Origin of the sequence: Acinetobacter sp. AS5 (assembly GCF_048957595.1) — a bacterium.
In the GTDB taxonomy this organism is placed as follows: Bacteria; Pseudomonadota; Gammaproteobacteria; order Pseudomonadales; family Moraxellaceae; genus Acinetobacter.
The window spans coordinates 25,632-47,511 of the sequence record NZ_JARDAL010000020.1 but is presented as its reverse complement, the minus strand read 5'-3'; the positions used below and the strand labels follow the sequence as shown (position 1 = coordinate 47,511).

Below are 21,880 nucleotides of genomic sequence, written 5' to 3'. Positions count from 1 at the left end.
AACCATTGCCCATGCCGATCGAGTCTGTACAACAGTCCATTCATATTCGCCGCAAGAAAAATGCAGTGGTGTTTCAAAATATCGCTCGGCTTTGGGATCTGGGTCAACAGGCCAAAACGCATCAGCAATTGCTGGATGGGCTGCATCCCTGGAATGGCCCGATTACGCTCAAGTTTGAAAATAACCTGCCGCTTGCGCTTGCCGGAATTGGGCTTTTTCTGATTGGCAGCATTTTTATTGCGCCGGGAAATATCTGGATTCAGAGCAGTGTTTTTCTCGGCTGTCTCTGTATCTTCTGGGCCTATATTTGCTATGAACAGCAGCAACCCTTAGAGGAAGTCATTGCTTTTCTGGAAGAACAGGCACTGGCCAAGAAATATCAGCTTGCTTTTCAACAACAGCCGCAGCATATTTCCATGCCACTCAATCCCCTGCACTTTATCCGGCATTTAAAACAATTATTTCCAGTATTCAATCAAGGTTCGTTGAGTAATGAGATTCAGCGTTATGCCAGCACGGTCTGGGAAGATGAAAATGGCCAGCAACATCAGGTGCTACTGTTCCAATACCACTATATTGATGAAGTACAGGCCCGAAATAAGGAAGGTCAGCCAGTCAAACTGATGCAGGTCCATAAAGACCTGTGGGGCGTATTTGTGTTTGATATCCAGATTCAGGGACTGGCCGTTACGACTTCCAGAAAGAAATTTTATTATCCTTATAGCTATCCCTGGCACAGCAGCGATATTCGCACCAACCAGAGATTAAGCTTTTATGGCAGTGATCCGCTGCAAACTGCCAAATTACTCAGTCCGGGTTTTGTGCTGCGACTGGCCGATTTTTTTGAACAGCGTCAGGGTGATTTACTGTTTCATCCAGAAAATAAGATGCTGTGCTATCTAGGGCCCCATGATTTATTTCAGGTATCGAGCAAGCAGCAGAATATTAGCGATATTTCCACATTGCGCGGCCACCTGAGAACGTTTAAATTAAAACAGCTCGAAAACTTACAACATGATCTGCTGCAGTTTTTAAAATAAATTTTTCGCATCATTTTTAAAATATAGATATAGCTTGGGGAGATCTCGGATGGGATTTTTGATTTTATGTTTGGTCATTGTGGCACTGATTGTCGCGATTATCATGATCCGCAACAGTATTGTCCGTCATCATAACGCTACGATTCGCGCCTGGTCGGATGTCGCCAGTTATGAACGGCAAAAACTGAAAATTCTGGATGGTTTGCAACCGCTGGTCGAGCAATACTCGAGTTTCGAAAAAGGTACGCTAGAAAAAGTCACCGAACTGCGTCAGAACATCATGAATTTAAATATCAACGATGCCGATATTGGACAGTTACAGCGCATTGAAAGCCTGAACAAACAACTCATGCATAGCCTCAATGTAGTGGTTGAAAACTATCCCGAGCTAAAAGCCAATGACATTTATCTGAAAATGATGGCTGAAATTGAAGAACAGAATGAAAATGTCGGTGCGGCAATTACCATTTATAATCGCAATGTGGAACTGTTTAATAACCAGATCCAGATTTTTCCACACAATGTGATTAATAATATGCTGTTAGGAAAAAAAGCAGTTCGCCCTTTTCGCGATCAGAGCGCAACCCAGAGTTTTGACTATCGTCCAAATTTTCACTGAGCAACTATCTCATCTGATCGACTTTCTCATCCTGGCGTACTCAACTTATAATAAAATGACCCAGGATGAAGCTACACCTTTATAAAACCAATAAAATAAAGAATAAAAATTATGCTGAATTATGTAGAGCGCTTAGAGCAGACGCTGGTGGAAGAATTTTATCAGCTTTATGACCATTATCAGGACGATGGAATCTATGCCTGTAGTCTGGTCTTTGACGAATTTTTACTGCTGGATGATCTGGCCATTTCGACTGAATGCAGTATTTTTAAAGATCTGGAAGATCAGCGGCAATATCTGGCTGAACAAGATCGCTGGAATGTCCCAAAATGGCGTTATCGGGCACAAGCTGCGCCCGACTCTGGACTGATCCCCTTCAAAACTTTGCTGGCTGATTATTTTAAAACCCAGCACGGCTTTGGCCATCCGGTCTTGGCACAGCAAAAACAGCTACACGCGACGCATCTGGATTTATTGCTGGATAGTTTTAAACAGGCCAAACATCGTCTTTCTGAGGCCTATGGTCTGGATCTGGATGGCATCCTGTTTTTCATGAGCCTGCCCACCCAAGTCGAATTTGAATGCCAATCTGCACAGACACTTAATCCTGAGCATATTCATTTACAGAAATTTCTGGCATCCAGACAAACTACTCATTTACCTGCCATACAGAAACGCTTGAAACTCTCGCAAAACGACAAAGATATCTTGATTGATCTAGAGCAGATGCTGGTGATGGAGCCTTATGACTATTTGCAAGTGGCACAAGATGCCTATTTGCTGACCTTGGAATCCTACTTTGTCGATAGCAATATTTATATCCAGAAACTGATCCAGCATATCGCTGCAATGGCCTCTGAGCCGGATGGCAGCTGCGCCCTTAGCCGGGAAGATATCCAGCAGCGCTTGCAGCAGTTTTCTGCCCATCCGCCAATATCTCCGGATGTTCCCTAGCTTCAGCGATAAATAAAATTACAGAGCGAATGCTCTACAATGCTGGCGTTTAGTGTAAGAATCAAGGAAAATAGCGCCCTTTAGCTATAACAATCAGCGAACTGTTTTTTCGCCTTGATGTGGAACTCCTATGAAGTTTGAAAAATTAGGTCAGTCGGGCCGTGCCCGTCGTGGTCGTTTAACGCTTGAACACGGTGTGGTGGAAACCCCGATGTTCATGCCTGTGGGTACGTATGGTACGGTCAAGGGCCTGTTGCCACGCGACATTAAAGAGATCAAATCTCAAGTCATTCTGGGCAATACCTTCCATTTGTATCTACGTCCAGGACTGGATGTAATTCGTGAACATGGCGGCCTGCACGGCTTTATGAAATGGAATAGTCCCATTTTGACCGATTCAGGCGGCTTCCAGGTCTTCAGTCTGGGCGCAATGCGTAAAATTAAAGAAGAAGGTGTCACCTTCCGCTCGCCGATTGATGGTTCAAAAGTATTTTTATCGCCTGAAATTTCAATGGATATTCAGCACACGCTGAACTCTGACATTGTGATGATTTTTGATGAATGTACACCGTATCCTGCGACGCATGAAGAAGCGCAAAAATCGTTGCAACTATCTTTGCGCTGGGCCAAACGCTGTAAAACCCAGCATCATGACGTGCTGAAAAACCGTAATGCGCTGTTCGGTATTATTCAAGGCGGCATGTATGAAGATTTACGTGATGAATCTTTAAAAGGCCTGCTAGAAATCGACTTTGATGGTTATGCGATTGGCGGTCTGTCCGTTGGTGAGCCAAAAGAGGAAATGATCAAGGTATTGGATTACCTTCCAGAAAAAATGCCTGCAGACAAACCGCGTTATTTGATGGGTGTCGGCAAGCCTGAAGATATTGTGGAAGCGGTGCGTCGTGGTGTCGATATGTTTGACTGCGTGATGCCCACCCGAAATGCACGTAACGGTCACTATTTTGTGACAGACGGCTTGGTGCGCATTCGTAATAGTAAATATCGTCATGACCAGAGCCCACTCGATCCGCATTGCGACTGTTATACCTGCCAGAACTTTACCCGTGCTTATTTATTCCATCTTGAGAAATGTGGGGAAATGCTCGGCTCTATGCTCGGTACGATTCATAATCTGCGCTATTACCTGCGTTTGACTGAAGCGATGCGTGATGCATTAGACAACGGTACATTTGACGAATTTGTTCATGACTTTTATGCCCGCCGTGGCCTGGAAGTGCCACCTTGTCCGCAAGATTAATCCATCAGCATTTGCGCTGAGGAAAAAGACAATGTAAATTGCAAGAATATGTCAATTTATTATCGAGTTGATCACCAGTTTTTTATTTTAGGAAAATGTAATGAGCCTTTTTATTTCGACTGCTCACGCTGCAGGTGAAGCTGCACAACAACCAAGCATGATGGCGAACCTTTTGATGATTGCTGTTTTTATTGCAATCTTCTATTTCTTGATCTGGCGTCCTCAATCTAAACGTGCCAAAGAACACCGTGCTTTGGTCGACAGCCTTGGCGTTGGCAGTGAAGTGGTATTTGCAGGCGGATTAATGGGCAAAATCACCAAGATTGAAGGTGACTTCGCAGTGGTTGAATTGAGCCGTGGTGTAGAAGTCAAAGTTCAACGTGCAAGTGTGATCTCAGTCCTACCTGAAGGCACTTTAAATAACCTTTAATCAAAAATAGTCGTGCCCTCGCACGACTTTTTCATTTTAAGAAGAAAACGAATGCGTTACCCAGCATGGAAATATGTACTGATCCTGGTTGTCCTGGTGATCAGTACCTTATATGCCCTGCCAAGTTTGTATCCAGATGAACCTGCTGTACAGATTTCGGGTGCCAAAGCCGGTACTCAAATTGATGCAAGCATCGTACAAAAAGCAGAGCAAATTTTAAAAACTGAAAATATTGCCACCCATGACAATAGCTTTGGCAACAATGCAGCCTTATTACGTGTAGATTCAAGTGAATCGCAGCTTAAAGCCAAAGAGGCTTTACGTCGTGGTTTAGGTGATGATTACGTGGTTGCACTGAACCTTGCCCCGACCACCCCAGAATGGCTGCAAAAAATTGGTGCCAAGCCAATGAAGCTTGGTCTGGATTTACGTGGTGGTGTTCACTTCTTGCTTGAAGTGGATATGGACAAGGCCATTTCCCAGCGTATGGAAACCTCTGCGACGGATCTCCGTCGTCAGTTACGTGATAACAACCTGAAATTTAATAGCCTGACTTTAAGCAACAACACCATTGTGATGCAGTTTGCCAACAATGATGATCGTGCTGCAGTGATGGACTTCTTGCGCCGTAACGGCAATGAGTTTACCCAGCAGGCTGTTGCAACCAGTACCGGTTCGACCTTACGTCTGAACTATACCGATGTGCGTAAGCAAGAAATTGAATCTTATGCAGTCAACCAGAACTTGACCACCTTACGTAACCGTATTAACGAGTTAGGTGTGGCTGAAGCACTGGTTCAAACCCAAGGCAGTAACCGTATTGTGGTTGAGCTTCCGGGTGTGCAGGATACAGCTGAAGCGAAACGTGTCCTTGGCCGTACCGCGAACCTCGAGTTCCGTCTGGTATCTGACCTGAATGATCAATACATCGATCCATATACCGGTCAGGCTACAGGTGCATTACCACCGGGCACAGAAGTCTTTGCCTATGAATCACTGGACAGTGGTCGTCAGCTCCTTCTGAACCGTAACCGTATTTTAACTGGTGAACGTGTTCAAAATGCATCCAGTGGTTTTAGCCAGGACACTGGCGGTGCAGAAGTGAACATTACGCTGGACAGCGCAGGCGGCAAGCTGATGTCGGATGCGACCCGTAATGCGGTTGGTAAACGTATGGCAGTGCTGTTCATCGAAAACAAACAGCGCATTAACTATGTGGAAGACCCGGCAACTGGCACTCAAACTGAAGTCCGTACGCCATATACTGAAGCTGTCGTGATTAATGCTGCGACCATTCAGGCGGTATTGGGCTCTCAGTTCCGTATTACCGGTCTGGACTCGCCACAGGAAGCGGCTGAACTTGCATTAATGCTTCGTGCAGGTGCGTTGGCTGCGCCAATGTACTTTGTTGAAGAACGTGTGATTGGTCCAAGTCTGGGTCAAGAGAATATCGACAAAGGGGTGCTTTCAACTCAGATCGGTTTCCTCCTGGTTGCCATCTGGATGGTGGTGTTCTTCCGCGTGTTTGGCCTGATTGCCAACTTTGCCCTGATATTTAACCTGGCAATGATTCTGACAGTCATGTCCTGGATTGGTGCTTCCCTGACCCTGCCGGGTATTGCCGGTATTGTGATTACCATTGGTATGGCGGTCGATGCCAACGTACTGATCTGTGAGCGAATACGGGAAGAAATGAAATGGGGAGCTTCGCCAAAACAGGCGATTGTGGCCGGTTATGACCGGGCCTATAACACCATTTTTGACTCGAACTTGACCACCTTCCTGGTAGCATTCATTCTGTTCGCGATTGGTACAGGTCCGATCAAAGGCTTTGCCGTGACCTTAATGATTGGTATTGTCTGCTCGATGTTTACTGCCATTACAGTAACACGTGCAATCGTACAGATCATTTATGGCAAAAAACGTAACTTGAAAAAGTTGAGCATTTAAGGAGATCAATGATGACTGAAAATACTCAACTGAATCAAAAACAGTACGGTCGCCCGGAAGACGAACGCATTATTCCGTTTATGAAGATTGCGATGCCTGCGGCATTGTTTTCAATCCTCTTAACCGTTGCGAGTATCTTCTTTATTGCCACCAAAGGCCTGAACCTCGGTTTAGACTTTACCGGTGGTGTGGCAGCCGAATTAAACTATACCAATCCGGTCAAACCTGAAGATGTCTCCAAGGCATTGAACCAGGCAGGCTTTAATGATGCTGTGGTTCAGACTTTAGGTTCTGAACGTGACCTGATGGTGCGTATGCCGGTTCAGGAAGATATCGAAGCTGAAGACTTGACCAAGGCTGTTACAGCAGCGGTTCAACTGCCAAATAATGCGGCAGAAGTACCCAAGGTCGATGTCGTCGGTGGACAGGTCGGTAACGAGCTCTATGTCCGTTCTGGTGGTGCTGTGGCATTGGCACTCCTGCTGATGCTGGTCTATGTCACTATCCGCTTTGAGTTCAAGCTGGCCATGGGTGCCGTGTTGTCACTATTCCATGACATTATCGTCACCCTCGGGATTTTTGCGATGATGCAGTGGCCATTTGACCTCACTGTACTTGCGGCACTCCTTGCAATCATCGGTTTCTCACTGAACGATAATATCGTGGTCTCTGACCGTATCCGTGAGAACTTCCGTAAGATTCGTGGTGCAGAACCGGTCGAGATTATCAACATTGCCCTGACTGAAACCTTGCGTCGTACCATTCATACTTCCATGACTTTATTACTGGTTGTGGTTGCGATGATGGTTATGGGCGGTGATGGCCTGAAATGGTTCTCGATCGCGATGTTTGTCGGTGTTTTTGTTGGTACCTATTCTTCAATTTATATCGGTACAGCCTTTGCCTTGTGGCGTGGTCTGAACCGTCAGGACTTTATTGTTCAGGTGAAGCCAGAATTTGAAGACGAGAACCAGATTCCATAATCTGTTCTGTTTCATGTTCATCGTTCAGCCCGTCTTATGATGGGCTGAATTATTTCTGCCGTTTGAATATATGGCAGTGGGAATAATCGCAATGACTGGATGGATTTTCTCAATATCGGTTTTTTGGAAAATCACCTGTCGATGTTCATCCAGGCTTTGGAATTCATAATGATCTTGAGCTTCGCTCACCAACTGCAAAATGAGCTGCAGGCCATTAACCAGATACACACAGAGTATGCCTGCAGTGGATAACTCGACCTGTTTGTCACAGATCAGCCACCAGCCCGGTTTTAAGCTGGGAAAATAATACGGCCCTGCTACCTGAATTGCATAATGCTGTGCTTGCAGATGAAAAATATCCTGATTGAATGAAAATGCAGAATCTATAGGAATAAGTGCAAATGCCTGCTGTTGCACCACCTGCATCTGAAATAATACGCCTTGCTCTGGAATTGGAGCTAATTCAACTTTTGGCTCAGCCGACTGATCTAGAATGAGCACATCTAGACCCAGTTGTTGTTCCAGCTCCCTTGCTGCTTTCTCGCCGATCTGGCGTTTGCTATTCAGCAATTGAGCGATATACGATGCAGACAAGCCGAAATGCTCACAGATCTCTTTGCCGGTTTTAAATTGCTGCGTCTCGATCAGCAGATCAATCACCTTGGCCAGATTATTTCGTCTACGTTCAAATATTTCGGTGGCGCTCATCTTGGTTTGCTGGTCTATTTTTTATGCATGTGATTCAAATACCTTACAATAAAAAAGCCCGCAATTGAATTGCAGGCTTTTTAAACTTACATAAGGGAAATTAAGTACCCTGTACCAGACGGCGTGCGCTGATAATTCCCGGCTGCTGCTCTAGACGAGCCAAAAGCTTGGAAAGTTGTGCCAGACCTTTGACTTCAATCAACAGCTTCATATTGGCAATACCATCCGCTTCCGAAATGGTATTCACCTGACGGATATTGATCTGATCCGAGAAAATTACTTGCGTCAGATCTTTGAGCAAACCGCGTCGATCATAAGCTTCCACCACAATCTGCACACTTTGACCACGAGTCGGCTGCATTTCCCAGTCGGCTTCTACCGCACGTTCAGGCTCTTGGGTAATCATGCGCACATAGTCCGCACAAGCGACTTTATGAATGCTCACACCACGATTCAGAGTGATATAGCCAGCAATCGATTCACCATGCACCGGTTGGCAACATTGCGCGACATGTAGTTCCACGTTATCCAAACCATCGATCAGAATCCCGTGCGCTGACAGTGTATGACTGGCACGCGGGTTCAGGGCAGGTTTTAGCACCAGTTCAGGTTCGTCCTGATCCAGATGCATGTGACGATTCACCTGATTAATCAGGGCATGCAGGCTGATATCACCATTGACCAGATTGACCAGAATATCATCACCGGTTTTAACATTGAAGTGGTTGCAATAATCACTCAGATCAATCGATTTCGGGTGAATTGCCAGACGTGACAATTCTTTGTTCAGTACTTCACGGCCGACTTCCAGGTTCTTGCTACGATCCTGCTGACGGAACCAGTGACGCAACTTGTCTCGTGCCCGGGCTGTCTTGATATAACCCAGCGAATTAACCAGCCAGTCCCTGTTCGGTTCCCGGTCTTTTTTGGTCAGAATCTCGACCTGTTCACCGGTTTTCAGGGTATAGGTCAGCGGCACATAGCGCTGATTCACCCGTGCAGCATAGCACTTGTTCCCGACTTCGGTATGCACATGATACGCAAAGTCTAGCACGCTTGAATCACGTGGTAGCTCTTTGATATCACCATCACGGCTAAACACATAGATCTTTTCGAAGCCTTCAAAATCTTGAATATGCTCAAAATTCTCGATTTCATCTTCAGATTCTTTATGTGCACTGCTTTCATTGCGTTCTTGATAATGCTCAAGTACCGCACGTAAGGAATGCAGACGATGGTTAAAAGAGCGATCTGTAGTTTTCGCGCCTTCTTTATAATTAAAGTGTGAACACACCCCAAGTTCAGCTTCGTCATGCATTGCATGAGTACGAATCTGCACTTCAAGTGACTTGTTCTCGGCAATCACTGCAGTATGTAAAGAACGATAACCATTGGCTTTCGGATTGGTAATATAGTCATCAAACTGATGCGGAATATGGCGCCAGATCTGATGCACAATACCTAAAGTGTGGTAACACTCCGGTACACTTTTCACCAGTACCCGTAAAGCACGAATATCATAGAGTTGGTCAAAGCTCAGGTTCTTGCTTTTCATTTTTCGATAAATCGAATAAATGTGTTTCACCCGGCCATTAATTTCAGCTTCGATACCATGTTCGGCCAATTCATTGCGTAATTTATCAATCACAAACTGAATATACTGTTCACGCTCCAGACGCTTTTCATTCAGTAAGGAAGCAATTTCTTTATAACGTTCCGGCGCAAGATAACGGAAAGCCAGATCTTCGAGCTCCCATTTCAGCTGGGCAATACCCAAGCGGTGTGCCAGTGGTGAGTAAATGGTCAGAATTTCTCGAGCCACCCGTTCCTGACGCTCACGCGAGGAATTGGCCAGTTCACGCAAGGCATAAGTACGTTCGGCAAGCTTGACCAGAACGACACGTACATCTTCAGTGACCGAGATCAGCATTTTGTAAATGCCAGACAGATGTTCACGCTGGTTATTATTGAAATGATCTTCCAGGCGTTTATTTTTTTCGATCAGCTCAGACAGCTTACCCATGGCAAGCGTACCTTTGACCAGGCTATGCACCTGTTCGCCGAACTGTTCCAGTACTTCACTGAGTGGCATGACGCCTTCACGAACAGCACGATACAGCATGGCTGCGGACAAAGTATCTTCATCGACATGCAGATGTGCCAGAATATCCGCCATCTCAATACCGGTATAAAAGGTATTAGAGCGGTGCTGAACCGTACTTTGCAGCTCTCTTTCTAATGTTAAGTGGGCGACTTCTTCGAGCTGCGTTAAAGGTGCGCCATCTAATATGCCACGAACCCGATCCAACCATTCAGTCAGATCCTGGTGTGCTTGTTCGGCATGTTCTACAGTCGTCTCCTGTGACAACTCATTGAGTCGTCCAGGGAGTTGCTCACGTACTGTGACCATACCCGTCTCCTACTTTTAAAAACATCATTTCTTTAATCGTTTATTTGATTTTCTTTTTCGAACAATGCGATTGATTCAACATGTCCAGTATGTGTAAACATATCCATCACGCCCGCTTGGGTGAGACGATAGCCCTGTTGTACCAATAGTCCTGCATCTCTGGCGAGTGTCGCAGGATTACATGACACATAAACGATTCTTTTAGCTCCAAACTGAGGGATATAATGCATGACTTCTTCTGCCCCGGCACGTGGCGGGTCGATTAATAATGCATCAAAACCTTGATTTGCCCAAGTGTGGTGCGAGAAATCTTTGGTTAAATCTTGTGAATAGAACGATATTTGTGCAATACCATTGTTTTTGGCATTTTCCGCACCACGTCGAACCATTTCATCACTTCCCTCGACCGCAATCACCTGACCCGACGCACCAACACAGCGCGCCAGCGGTAAAGAAAAGTTTCCTAATCCACAAAACAGATCCAGAACCCGTTCACCCTGTTGTAGCTGAAGCAAATCACATGCCAATCGTACCATTTGCGGATTAATGCTTGAATTTACCTGGGTAAAGTCCAGAGGATTAAAGCCGAATTTCACATCAAAGTCATCAAGACTATAGTGTAAGCGTGCAGATGCGTCTGGATCATCTATCCGCGAGAGCGTCTCTTTGCCAGCAGACTGCAGATACAGTTGCCAGCCTTTCTGTAACGTAAATTCGCGCAATTGGTTGACATCATCGGCAGATAATTTTGCAGTTTCACGCACCAGCAGCGCAATGTCCTGATCCCCCATAGCCAATTCTATATGACCGATGTCGGCCTTACCATTGAGACCTTGCAGCAATTGTTTAAGACGTGTAACCGAGCCAAACTCGCGATCCAAGATCATACAGCGATCAATCGACGTGAGTTTGTTGGACTGATTTTCACGAAAGCCCACCACCAGCTGATCCTTGGAAGGCAGATAACGCACCCCGATTCGGGCTTTACGACGATAATCTTCACGTTGTGAACGTAAAGGCGGTAACCATTGATCAGGCTGGATTCCGGCAAAATGCTGAAGATGTGATTTCAGCACATTCTGTTTCAGTTCAATCTGCGCATCCGCAGCGATATGCTGCATATTACAGCCACCACAAACGCCAAAATGTGAACACACCGGCTTCACGCGAATCTCAGAAGCGTCGCTCAACAATTCAAGGCTGTCAGCTTCTTCTAGCTTCTTAACTTCTCGGGTAATGCGGGCACGCACGGTTTCACCCGGCAAGGCATAACGGATAAAGACTTTCTTGCCATGTTTATGCTGCGGATGATCCGGATGTGAACCATAATGAGCGATGCCACGTCCCTCATGCGATAGTGACTCAACCTGAAAAATATACTCGGGTTGCTGGATAGGACGTGCTTGTGCTCGATGTTTCATGAAAACCTAGGGTGTGGAGATGGGAAAATCAAATTGGGTAAATTCAGTTCGTTGTGAAGTTTCACGCCAGACTGATAAAAAGTCCGCATGTTGCGGTTGAGTCTGCAAATATTGAATCGTGCTTTGCAGCAGATGCTGATAATCCGGCAGCAACAGCTGGCCTTTTAACAGCAACCAGCGGATATACACCAGCCAGGTATTCAGGACATCACCTTCACAATAAGACGTTAGTTCGGTCCATTGCTGATTGCGGACATATTCCGGAACCCGATAGGCTCCGTCACCGCGCTTGCCTGGATAGCCCAGCAAATGTGCAACATCATCCAGCTTCTGGAAATGACGGGCATGAAACATGGCCATCACATCCATCAAGTCGACATGACGATGATGGTAACGATTCTGGTAGTTATTATAACGCTTTTGCGTATCAATTTCGCCCTGATCGAACAGACTCGGTGCAGAGAGCCCATGATACATGGCGCGGTATAAAATCACTGGTAAATCAAACTGTGAGCCGTTCCAACTCACTAGAGTCGGATGGCGCTTGTCAAAAATCGACAAGAATTTTTTCAAAATTTCTGCTTCAGAATGCTGTTCTCGGCTAAACGAAAACAGCTTCATGCCCTGCTCATCGATCCATAACCCGGAAATACAGACGATTTCATGCAGCGGTAAACGCTGAAAATCGGAGCCTGAATCCTGACGGCGTAATTTGGTCAGGGCCTGATCCAGATCTGCCTCGGGCAGGTCCAGACCAAACAGATGCGCGCCTGATTTGAGATCGGTTTGGGTTTCAATATCGAAAGTTAAAACAGGCAGGCGCATAAAGCAGTGCTCAAATAATTATTCAGGATCTTGTACAGAGAATAACCCTGTAGACAAGTAACGGTCACCACGGTCACAGATAATACACACAATCACTGCATCCGGATGTTCTTCTGCCAGTTTAATCGACGCCCACACTGCACCACCGGAAGAGGTTCCGGCACTGATGCCTTCTTTCTGTGCCAGCTTGCGCATGGTTTTTTCAGCTTCGATTTGTGGAATATCAATAATGCGATCGACTCGGCTGCGGTCGAAAATGGTTGGCAGATATTCTTCTGGCCAGCGACGGATTCCGGCAATACTTGAACCGTCACATGGCTGTAAACCGACGATCTGAATATCAGGATTCATTTCTTTCAGGTATTTCGACACACCCATGATGGTGCCGGTGGTCCCCATTGAGCTGACAAAATGGGTAATTTTACCACCGGTTTGTTGCCAGATTTCTGGACCCGTGGTCAGGTAATGCGCTTCGACATTGTCCGGATTTCCGAACTGATTCAGCACCAGACCCACACCATCATTCTGCATTTGAGCAGCAAGATCACGTGCACCTTCCATGCCCTGCTCTTTGGTTACTTCAATTAGCTCGGCACCATACGCACGCATCGCGTCCTTACGTTCCTGACTCATATTGTTCGGCATGATCAGCTTCATTTTATAGCCACGCATTGCTGCGACCATCGCCAATGCAATCCCCGTATTTCCGCTCGTTGCCTCAATCAGGGTGTCACCCGGTTTGATCTGCCCACGCTTCTCGGCCTGCATGATCATATTATAGGCCGGACGGTCTTTGACCGAACCTGCTGGGTTATTGCCTTCGAGTTTCGCGAGTACTGTAGCTTGAGTGTGACTTGCCAGACGCTGTAAACGCACCAGCGGCGTTTTGCCTACATAATGGTCTAACAAAAATTCATCTGCTTGAAAATCAGGGATGGTATTACTCATTATTTGCACCTATATCGAGGTGCGGCTATTGTATGAAAAAATGCTTTTCCCTGCACCCATTTAGCAAGGCTTTTTCAGAAAACTCACTAAAACTCACACACTATCAAGCCATAAACTACATTTCCCGATAATTTAGCCAGGTGAAGCAGCTCGCTAATGAAGATGAAAATACTATTTCAGTCTGGCACTTTTACAGATTGAAATTTCGTGCGTCTTAGTCTTGCTGTACCTGAGCAAAATTAACTGAAATCTCTTGTATTTTTAACTGCTAATCCGAAGCTTTATAAAAATTATGCTTAAATTTTAACTGTCGATTTAAAGCATGCTAATATGCCAGGCATAAAGAAAATACTGCTTAAATCATGTCAACGATCAACAAAAAGCTGTTTAAACGCCTACACTTAAATCATGCCTATGGACAGCTGATTGCGCTGATTTTTGTGCCGATTACCATTTTGGCCTGTGTCGGTGCCATGCTGGTGTTGACTGAAACCTCAAATGCCGCACGTGCCCAGCAGAAGCAGATGGCCATTGCGATTCTGACTCGCTTTCAAGGCACTTCAGAATATGCCCTGGATATCTTGAACCTGTATCCATGGCAATATGACCAAGCTCACAACGCCATGCAGAACATGCTGAATGAAAAGCATCTGGTTCGGGCAGCAGTTCTGGATGAAAATGGCAAGAACCGTTTGGGCATCGGTTTTCAGGAACAGGCGCCTTGGCCAGAATTTGAGAAAAGCGGCAATTTTGTTGGTCCGATTCTGCATCAAGATAATCATATCTATGCCATTAAAGTGAATGAAAACACTTTTTCTACCGGCTGGCTGGCGATCGAACTGGATAACCAGCCGCTAGCAATTGCCCGTTACCGAGTACTGATCGTACTGATTGCGACCGGATTACTGACCTTATTATTGTTATTACTTTGCTTGAATTTCTACTCACGGCGCTGGATCGCCCCAATGTATGAGATTCGCATGCAATTGCAACGCCTGAATGCCGATACCCTCGGCCAGCATATGGTGATTAACAGCACCGGCGAGCTGCGTTTATTGCAACGTGATATTGCCAATGTGGTGAAACGTCTGCATTTCAGCTTTCTGGAACTGCGTGAACATACCGAACAGACCGAAGATGACTTGCGCCGTACCCTCGACACTTTAGAAGTCCAGAATATTACCTATCGTCAGGCACGCGACCAGGCCATTTCAGCTAACCAGGCCAAGTCGGTGTTTCTGGCCAATATTTCCCATGAACTGCGTACCCCGCTGAACAGTATTGATGGTTTTATTCATCTGTTGTTACGTCAGGGCAATCTCAGCAACGAGCAGAGCCTGTATTTGCAGACCATTCGTAAGTCTTCGGCGCATTTGCTGGCACTGATTAATGATGTCCTGGATTTTTCCAAGATTGATGCCGGCAAACTGGAATTAGAAACTGCACCTTTCGATCTGGAAGAAGCGATTTTTGATGTGATGGACATGTTGTCACCGCTGGCAGCACAAAAACATATTGATATGGCCTTCTATTATGCAGACGGTGTGCCAAAACACATTATTGGTGATGCACTGCGGTTTAAGCAGATTCTGACCAACCTGATTTCCAATGCGATCAAATTCACTCCGGATGGAGAAATCATTGTCCGGGCACGCATGGAACATGATGGAATGGATCAGTGTGTGCTGCATTTTAGTGTACAGGATAGCGGCATTGGCCTGAGTGGTACCGACCGTAAAAAGCTGTTTGAGTCCTTCTCGCAGGGTGATACCTCGGTGACCCGTCAGTTTGGCGGTACCGGTCTTGGTCTGGCAATTTCCAAACAGCTGGTCAGCCTGATGCATGGCCAGATTGGTTTTGAAGACAATCAGGAACGTGCTCCAACCGAAAAAGGCTCTACTTTCTGGTTTACTGCCCAGTTCCTGGTCGATGAAGATACCGTGATTGAGCATCCAGATTTTAGCGAATTGACCGTGGTGTCTTATCTTGCACATCCGGCAACTGCGAATGTGCTGCGGCATTATCTGGAAAATTATCAGGTTAAACATATTGAATGTGCATCAATTCTGGATCTGTTTAGCCGTCTGAATCATTTACAGAATAGCGAAAATACCTGGCTGATCGTCGATCATAGTGGTGACAGTGAAGTCTTGTTACGCGAAATCCGTTCACGTTATCAGGGTCATCTGGCTGTCTATGGTTATCAGATGCAACTGGATCCAAGCATGCTCAATGACCATCGTGCCCGTGCCCTGCATCAGCCACTCAGCCGCAGCGCGCTGATTCAGTTACTCGGCAATCAGCCGGTCTTCGACCAGGAACAGCATGAAGAATTTAATGGTCAAGGCCTGCATATTCTGGCCGTGGATGATCATTTGCCTAACCTGATTGTTCTGGAAGCCTTGCTGGGTGAACTCAATGTCACCACGACCAAAGCCCTCAGCGGACAGGAAGCGATCGATATTATTCAGCGCCGTTATGAACAGGAACAGCCGGCGTTTGATCTGGTCTTTATGGACATTCAGATGCCAGTCATGTCCGGAATCGATACCACCCGTGCCATTCGCTCGCTAGAATCGACCTTTGAAAATCATAATCGACTGCCGATTATTGCCCTGACGGCGCATGCGCTTTCTGATGAAAAACATAAACTGCTGCAAAATGGCATGGATGATTATGTCACCAAGCCGATCCAGATCGAGCAGATTATCCAAATTTTGACGCACTGGACCACCGAGCATTTTAAACGGATTCCGGTACTGGAACGCGCCAATGTGATTGATGCCCTGGATCCAAATATTCTGGACTGGCAGCAAAGCCTGCAACTGGCAGCCAATAAGGAAGACTTGGCAGTAGACCTGTTACGCATGCTGGTGGACAGCTTTGCGGATGAACTCGATGAAATGCAGCAACTCATTGAACTGGAAGATTTTCCGCAACTTGAACATGTGCTGCATCGTCTATATGGCGCGACCCGTTATGTCGGTGCACCGACTCTGCAGAAAGTCACCGGTGGCTTTGAACAGTTCGTTTCAACCCTGCGCAAAGAACGCCGTAAGGCCGATGAAAGCTTTGTGCAGGACGTGCTGAAATATTTTGATGAACTCAAAGCTGTAGTCGAACAGGTCGAACAGGCTGCCCAGCAAATTTTGAAGCAACATTTGAATTAAAGATTTGAAGCGGCTCAGTCCTGAACTTACTCAAGTGTGACTGAGCTGTCATGCAAGCCCAAAAGCTGCATGCTATGCTCAAGCCAGGAAAAATAAGGAAGAATGCCATGCCACTTGTACGCTTGGAAAAAAATAACGGCATTGCCACTGTTACACTGAATCGTCCGGATAAACGCAATGCCATGAGCTTTGCCCTACTGCGCGAACTGGTCGCGACTGCACAAAAAATCAAAAAAGATAAAAGTATCCGATGTGTGATTTTAACGGGTGAAGCCCAGGTTTTTAGTGCCGGTATTGATCTGGCCGATTTAAATAATCCTAAAAATCGTGCTTATGCCGCATGGGAACTGATTCGTCCTGGTCAAAGCTTATTTCAAAAAGCATTTCTGGTCTGGCAAGAATTACCAGTTCCGGTGATTGCCGCAATGGAGGGCTTCTGTTTTGGTGCCGGGATGCAGCTTGCTCTGGCCGCAGATATCCGCATTGCCCATCCTGACACCAAAATGTCGATCATGGAAACACGTTGGGGACTGGTGCCAGACATGGGACTCAGCCGCTCCCTGAAAGGCCTGATTGGTATTGATCTGGCCAAAGAGCTGACCTTAACTGCCCGGATTTTTGAGGGCGAATATGCCAAAGAAATCGGTCTGATCACCCATGTCGATGAACAGCCACTAGGAAGAGCACAAGCCTTGGCTGAAGAAATGCTGCAACGTTCTCCAGATGCGCTGATGGCCTCTAAATTTGTACTGGATGCCATGCAGCATCGTCCAAATAAATCCTTGCGTATGGAAAAAATATGGCAGCTGAAATTATTACTGGGTAAAAACAGTCAATTGGCCCGTAAAAAGGACAAAAACCCAGAGGTTCAGTTTGTACCGCGCCAATACAAATAAACCCAGTCTGAATCTAGGAAAGGAATAAAACAAAGTATGCTGTTGAATCGCGATACTAAAATTGCCTTTTTAGGGATGGGGCTGATGGGCACTCGCATGGCTATGCGTCTGCTTCAGGCAGGTTTTCAGGTGGCGGTCTGGAACCGCACACCAGCAGCCTGTGAGCCCTTGCTGGATCTAGGGGCAACTGCGCTATCTTTAGACCAGATTGCCGACTATCCGGTGATTCTGACCTGCCTGGCAGATGATCATGCAGTGCAATCGATCTTTGCTCAGATCGAACCGTATTTGGTTGCGGAGCAAGTGATTGTGGATTTTTCCAGTCTTTCGGTACAACAAACTCAAACACTTGCCGCGCAAGCACAGGCCAAGAAAGTGACCTGGATTGATTCTCCGGTTTCAGGCGGTACAGTTGGAGCCGAACAAGGCAGTCTGGTGATTTTTGCCGGTGGTGATGCCGCAACGATTGAACATCTTGATCCGATCTATGCGGTACTTTCACAGCGCGTGACCCGCATGGGTGATACCGGCACCGGTCAGGCGACTAAAATCTGTAATCAGCTGATTGTTGCGGCCAATAGTACCCTGATTGCAGAAGCCGTAGCTCTGGCTGGCCTTGCTGGAGTGGATGCACGTTTACTGGCACCAGCGCTGGCAGGTGGTTTTGCCGACTCCAAGCCTTTTCAGATTCTGGCACCGCGTATGGCCACGCAAACTTTTGAACCGGTGCAATGGAAAGTACAGACCTTGTCCAAAGATTTGAATAATGCCGTGCAACTGGCCCAAAGCTTTGATCTGGATGTTCCGGTCGCAACTCAAGCTTTAACGCAGTTACATGCTCATCAAGCTCAAGGCTTTGCCGAAGCAGATCTGGCCACTGTAATCCAGCAGCTGAAACACTCATAACGCTTGATTTATACAGCCCTGAATATTGAAGAGAAAGACATGATTAAACTTGCTGTCAACCTGTCGATGATTTTTACCGAAGTGCCGCTGATCGAACGTTTCGCGCTGGCTCGTGCACAGGGCTTTAATCATGTGGAAATCCAGTTTCCTTATGAACTTACGATTGGCCAGATTCAAAACCAGCTCAGCACCCATCAGCTAAACTTGTGCCTGATTAATGTGCCGGCAGGTGATTTAATGCAGGGTGGTCATGGTCTGGCTGGCATTCCAGGACAGGAAATCGAGTTTCGTCATGCGGTTGAGCAGGCCATCCAGTATGCTACCGCATTGAATGTACCTCGGGTGAACATTCTGGCAGGAAAACAGCCTAGGGATTGTGATCTTTTACCCTGCCTGAATACGCTGGCGAGTAACCTAAAAATGGCCTGTTCAATGCTGCTTGAGCATCAAATTGAACCGGTCTTCGAAATGATCAATGGCACCGATATGCCACGTTTTTTGATTCAAAATGTTGCCCAAGCCCAGGAAATGCTGGAAGCGGTACATCATCCGGCCTTAAAAATGCAGTACGACTGTTACCACATGGCAATGATGGGCGAAGATGTCTTAGAAACTTTGCAAGAAAATATTGCCTCGATTGGTCATATCCAATTTGCGGATTGTCCGGGACGGCATCAACCCAATACGGGTTCAATTCAATATCATGATATATTTCAGTGGTTAAAACATAGTCAATATCAAGGTTATGTCGCTGCCGAGTATAAACCTAGCGGACATTCCAACGATTCCTTTGACTGGAAAGCTGAGTTCTTTCCGGAGCATGACTGAGTGGACTGCGGCTTCATTTGAAATTCAGGACTAAAACCGCTATATTAGACCATGCATAATTGTTAGGAAATTACACTCCCCATGAATTTAGAACCATCGCCCAGCGCTTCTAATTCTCACGATCTTACTATGAATTCAAATTCTCAAGCTGTACAGGACTGCTTAAAAGTCGTACATGCTGCACTTGAAGATGTAAAAGCAAAAGAAATTGTTGAGCTTGATGTCAGCGGTATCAGTAATGTTGCTGATGCTATGGTCATTGCAAGCGGTACATCGACACGTCACATCAAATCATTGGCCAATAACGTTGCTGAAGAAGCACGTAAAGCTGGCTTCCGCCCTCTTGGTATTGAAGGCGAACGTGATGCTGAATGGATCCTCATCGACCTTGGTTATGTGGTGGTTCATTGTATGCTTCCAACAGCGCGTAAATTCTATGACCTAGAAAGCTTATGGCGCAATCCTACAGATACTGACTCTGTAGCGTAAAAACCGAATATTCAAAAAAGCGACCTGTGTAGGTCGCTTTTTTATTGCCTGTTCATCTAACTTTATAAGCATTAATACAACTCAATCTGTTCGCTATTTTTTAATTTCCATCTTGTCTTATGCACCGATTTGATTGGTATTTTAGGATCAATTCATCATCAACATAGACGTTCGATGACCACTCAATCATCCTTTTCCCAAGATATAAAATAAAAAATCCCCCTTTATTAAAAGGGGGACTTAGGAGGATTCTAATGATTTAGATGATTAGTGACCCGTACCATTAATGGCTTTAGTCATATCTTCCACCACTTTCTTGGCATCACCAAAGATCATCATGGTCTTGTCATTATAGAACAAGTCATTGTCCAGACCCGCATAACCGGTTGCCATAGAACGCTTGATCACCATAATCGTACGTGCCTTATGGGCTTCCAGAATTGGCATACCATAAATTGGCGATGTTGGATCATCTTTCGCCGCAGGGTTCACAACGTCGTTCGCACCAATGACTAGCACCACATCTGTTGCCGGGAAGTCCGAGTTGATCTCGTCCATTTCCAGGATATCTTCATACGGTACGTCCGCTTCAGCAAGGAGTACGTTCATATGACCCGGCATACGACCTGCTACAGGGTGAATCGCAAAACGAACCGTTACACCCTGCTCTTTCAGCAAGTTAGCCAATTCTTTTACCGCATTTTGGGCACGGCCTTGCGCCATACCATAACCCGGTACAATCACTACGCTGTCTGCATTTGACATCAGGAAGCCTGCGTCATCTGCCGAACCTGAACGGTGATTACGTTGAACCTGTTCACCTGCTCCTGCTATCGGCGCAGCTGCACCGCCCATCGCACCACCAAACAAAACGTTGATGATGGAACGGTTCATCGCTTTACACATGATGTAAGAAAGAATCGCACCTGAAGAACCCACCAGTGAACCTGCAACAATCAGCATGTTGTTTTCTAGGGTAAAACCAATACCAGCTGCTGCCCAACCCGAGAATGAGTTGAGTAGCGATACCACCACTGGCATATCACCACCACCGACTGGTGCAATCCATACCCAGCCAAATGCCAGTGCAAGACCTGTCATCGCCCAGAAAGAGGTCATATTGCCAGTCAGGAAGAAGTGAACACCAAAACCTAACATAGCAATAAAGATGATCGCCTGAACCGGTTTCACCCATGCACCTGAAATGGTTTTTGCCCATTTCTTTGCAGCCAGTTTACCGTAAGCAAAGACTGATGCTGTAAAGGTAATCGCACCCACGAAACAGCCCACAAACAGTTCAAATAAATGAACACGGCTCATTTCATGGAAATTGACACCATTGGCAGCCAACAGGTCTGGACCTAGTTCAATCAATTTGTTGTTGTGAATAATGGCAGCGACAGCAATCAGGACCGCAGCCAGACCCACCAATGAGTGCATTAGCGCCACAGTTTCAGGCATCTGCGTCATTGGAACTGTACGTGCACGGGCAATCCCCACGATTGCACCCAGTACCATTGCACCAATGATCATCCAGACCACAGGATTATCTGCAACGAAGAAAGTAGTTAATACCGCAATCGCCATCGCGATCATCCCGTAACGGTTACCGGCAATCGCAGTTTTAGGACCTGATAAACCACGTAGCGTCAGGATAAAAAGAACGGCACCAATCAGGTAGAACCAATCCGCATATTCTCGAATCATTTCCATGGATTAACCCTCTTTTTTCTTTTGCTTAGGTTTAAACATTTCCAGCATACGTGCAGTCACTGCAAAGCCACCGAAAATATTAATACTGGCCAGAAATACTGCAATCGCGCCAAGTACGCTCACCACGTTAATGGTCTGGAAATCCACGCTACCTTCAACGCCGATCACCGGCAGGCCAACGGTCTGAATCATTGCACCGACAATAATGATCGATGACAAGGCATTGGTGACCGCCATCAACGGCGTATGCAATGCTGGTGTTACACCCCACACCACGTAGTAACCTACGAAAATGGCAAGGACAAAAATCGTAATTGTTTCAACCATCA

General features: G+C 46.2%; 19 protein-coding genes. 12 read left to right on the top strand and 7 right to left on the bottom strand.

Translation table 11 applies throughout. From position 1 onward, the window contains the following. Nucleotides 1-11 precede the first annotated feature (11 nt). The 7 genes from PV763_RS08130 to secF all read left to right on the top strand — a co-directional run bounded on the left by PV763_RS08130 (nucleotide 12) and on the right by secF (nucleotide 7,237). A complete protein-coding gene (locus PV763_RS08130; protein WP_420937628.1) occupies nucleotides 12-1,040 on the top strand; it encodes a hypothetical protein in 1,029 nt (342 codons plus the stop codon). A 49-nt stretch (nucleotides 1,041-1,089) separates the two neighbouring features. Continuing rightward, on the top strand, nucleotides 1,090-1,659 hold the full coding sequence (locus PV763_RS08125) for a LemA family protein (protein WP_004281659.1): 570 nt from the start codon (nucleotides 1,090-1,092) through the stop codon (nucleotides 1,657-1,659). Nucleotides 1,660-1,770: 111 nt separating this feature from the next. After that, the gene (locus tag PV763_RS08120) at nucleotides 1,771-2,613 is read left to right on the top strand and encodes a DUF4303 domain-containing protein (RefSeq protein WP_420937627.1); all 843 of its coding nucleotides are present in this window, start codon (nucleotides 1,771-1,773) and stop codon (nucleotides 2,611-2,613) included. 130 nt (nucleotides 2,614-2,743) lie between these two features. Beyond that, nucleotides 2,744-3,874: a tRNA guanosine(34) transglycosylase Tgt gene (gene tgt / locus PV763_RS08115; protein ID WP_005252828.1), complete on the top strand. Its 1,131-nt coding sequence runs from the start codon at nucleotides 2,744-2,746 to the stop codon at nucleotides 3,872-3,874. Between the two features lie 100 nt (nucleotides 3,875-3,974). Then, on the top strand, nucleotides 3,975-4,304 hold the full coding sequence (gene yajC / locus PV763_RS08110) for a preprotein translocase subunit YajC (protein ID WP_004645158.1): 330 nt from the start codon (nucleotides 3,975-3,977) through the stop codon (nucleotides 4,302-4,304). Between the two features lie 51 nt (nucleotides 4,305-4,355). Then, nucleotides 4,356-6,254 carry a protein translocase subunit SecD gene (gene secD, locus PV763_RS08105; protein WP_420937626.1) on the top strand — a complete coding sequence of 633 codons (1,899 nt, stop codon included), beginning with the start codon at nucleotides 4,356-4,358 and terminating at the stop codon, nucleotides 6,252-6,254. Between the two features lie 8 nt (nucleotides 6,255-6,262). Beyond that, entirely contained in the window at nucleotides 6,263-7,237 is a 975-nt protein-coding gene (gene secF / locus PV763_RS08100) for a protein translocase subunit SecF (RefSeq protein ID WP_171260795.1), read from the top strand. A gap of 24 nt (nucleotides 7,238-7,261) precedes the next feature. Here the strand turns inward: secF and PV763_RS08095 are convergent, their stop codons facing one another. The 5 genes from PV763_RS08095 to cysM all read right to left on the bottom strand — a co-directional run bounded on the left by PV763_RS08095 (nucleotide 7,262) and on the right by cysM (nucleotide 13,549). Continuing rightward, complete coding sequence (locus PV763_RS08095) at nucleotides 7,262-7,945, bottom strand: S24 family peptidase (RefSeq protein ID WP_216986292.1); 684 nt, start codon at nucleotides 7,943-7,945, stop codon at nucleotides 7,262-7,264. A gap of 100 nt (nucleotides 7,946-8,045) precedes the next feature. Further along, entirely contained in the window at nucleotides 8,046-10,355 is a 2,310-nt protein-coding gene (locus PV763_RS08090) for a RelA/SpoT family protein (RefSeq protein WP_420937625.1), read from the bottom strand. Nucleotides 10,356-10,387: 32 nt separating this feature from the next. Next, on the bottom strand, nucleotides 10,388-11,776 hold the full coding sequence (gene rlmD, locus PV763_RS08085) for a 23S rRNA (uracil(1939)-C(5))-methyltransferase RlmD (protein WP_420937624.1): 1,389 nt from the start codon (nucleotides 11,774-11,776) through the stop codon (nucleotides 10,388-10,390). Between the two features lie 6 nt (nucleotides 11,777-11,782). After that, the gene (locus PV763_RS08080; protein ID WP_420937623.1) at nucleotides 11,783-12,601 is read right to left on the bottom strand and encodes a 3'-5' exonuclease; all 819 of its coding nucleotides are present in this window, start codon (nucleotides 12,599-12,601) and stop codon (nucleotides 11,783-11,785) included. Between the two features lie 18 nt (nucleotides 12,602-12,619). Then, complete coding sequence (gene cysM, locus PV763_RS08075; protein ID WP_420937622.1) at nucleotides 12,620-13,549, bottom strand: cysteine synthase CysM; 930 nt, start codon at nucleotides 13,547-13,549, stop codon at nucleotides 12,620-12,622. A gap of 362 nt (nucleotides 13,550-13,911) precedes the next feature. Here cysM and PV763_RS08070 point away from each other — a divergent pair, with 362 nt between their 5' ends. From PV763_RS08070 to rsfS, 5 genes are all read left to right on the top strand, one after another. After that, nucleotides 13,912-16,719, top strand: a complete 2,808-nt coding sequence (locus PV763_RS08070) for an ATP-binding protein (protein ID WP_420937621.1) — start codon at nucleotides 13,912-13,914, stop codon at nucleotides 16,717-16,719. Between the two features lie 107 nt (nucleotides 16,720-16,826). Beyond that, nucleotides 16,827-17,615: a crotonase/enoyl-CoA hydratase family protein gene (locus tag PV763_RS08065; protein WP_420937620.1), complete on the top strand. Its 789-nt coding sequence runs from the start codon at nucleotides 16,827-16,829 to the stop codon at nucleotides 17,613-17,615. A gap of 36 nt (nucleotides 17,616-17,651) precedes the next feature. Next, entirely contained in the window at nucleotides 17,652-18,521 is an 870-nt protein-coding gene (locus tag PV763_RS08060) for an NAD(P)-dependent oxidoreductase (RefSeq protein WP_420937619.1), read from the top strand. A 39-nt stretch (nucleotides 18,522-18,560) separates the two neighbouring features. Beyond that, the gene (locus PV763_RS08055; RefSeq protein ID WP_005101810.1) at nucleotides 18,561-19,349 is read left to right on the top strand and encodes a hydroxypyruvate isomerase family protein; all 789 of its coding nucleotides are present in this window, start codon (nucleotides 18,561-18,563) and stop codon (nucleotides 19,347-19,349) included. A gap of 81 nt (nucleotides 19,350-19,430) precedes the next feature. Further along, the gene (gene rsfS, locus PV763_RS08050; RefSeq protein ID WP_004645144.1) at nucleotides 19,431-19,838 is read left to right on the top strand and encodes a ribosome silencing factor; all 408 of its coding nucleotides are present in this window, start codon (nucleotides 19,431-19,433) and stop codon (nucleotides 19,836-19,838) included. A 267-nt stretch (nucleotides 19,839-20,105) separates the two neighbouring features. Here the strand turns inward: rsfS and PV763_RS08045 are convergent, their stop codons facing one another. Together PV763_RS08045 and PV763_RS08040 are read right to left on the bottom strand one after the other, a co-directional pair. Beyond that, nucleotides 20,106-21,551 (bottom strand): NAD(P)(+) transhydrogenase (Re/Si-specific) subunit beta, encoded by a 1,446-nt coding sequence (locus PV763_RS08045; protein ID WP_420937618.1) that lies wholly within the window; start codon nucleotides 21,549-21,551, stop codon nucleotides 20,106-20,108. A 3-nt stretch (nucleotides 21,552-21,554) separates the two neighbouring features. Then, a complete protein-coding gene (locus PV763_RS08040) occupies nucleotides 21,555-21,878 on the bottom strand; it encodes a proton-translocating transhydrogenase family protein (RefSeq protein ID WP_004281642.1) in 324 nt (107 codons plus the stop codon). Nucleotides 21,879-21,880 lie beyond the last annotated feature (2 nt).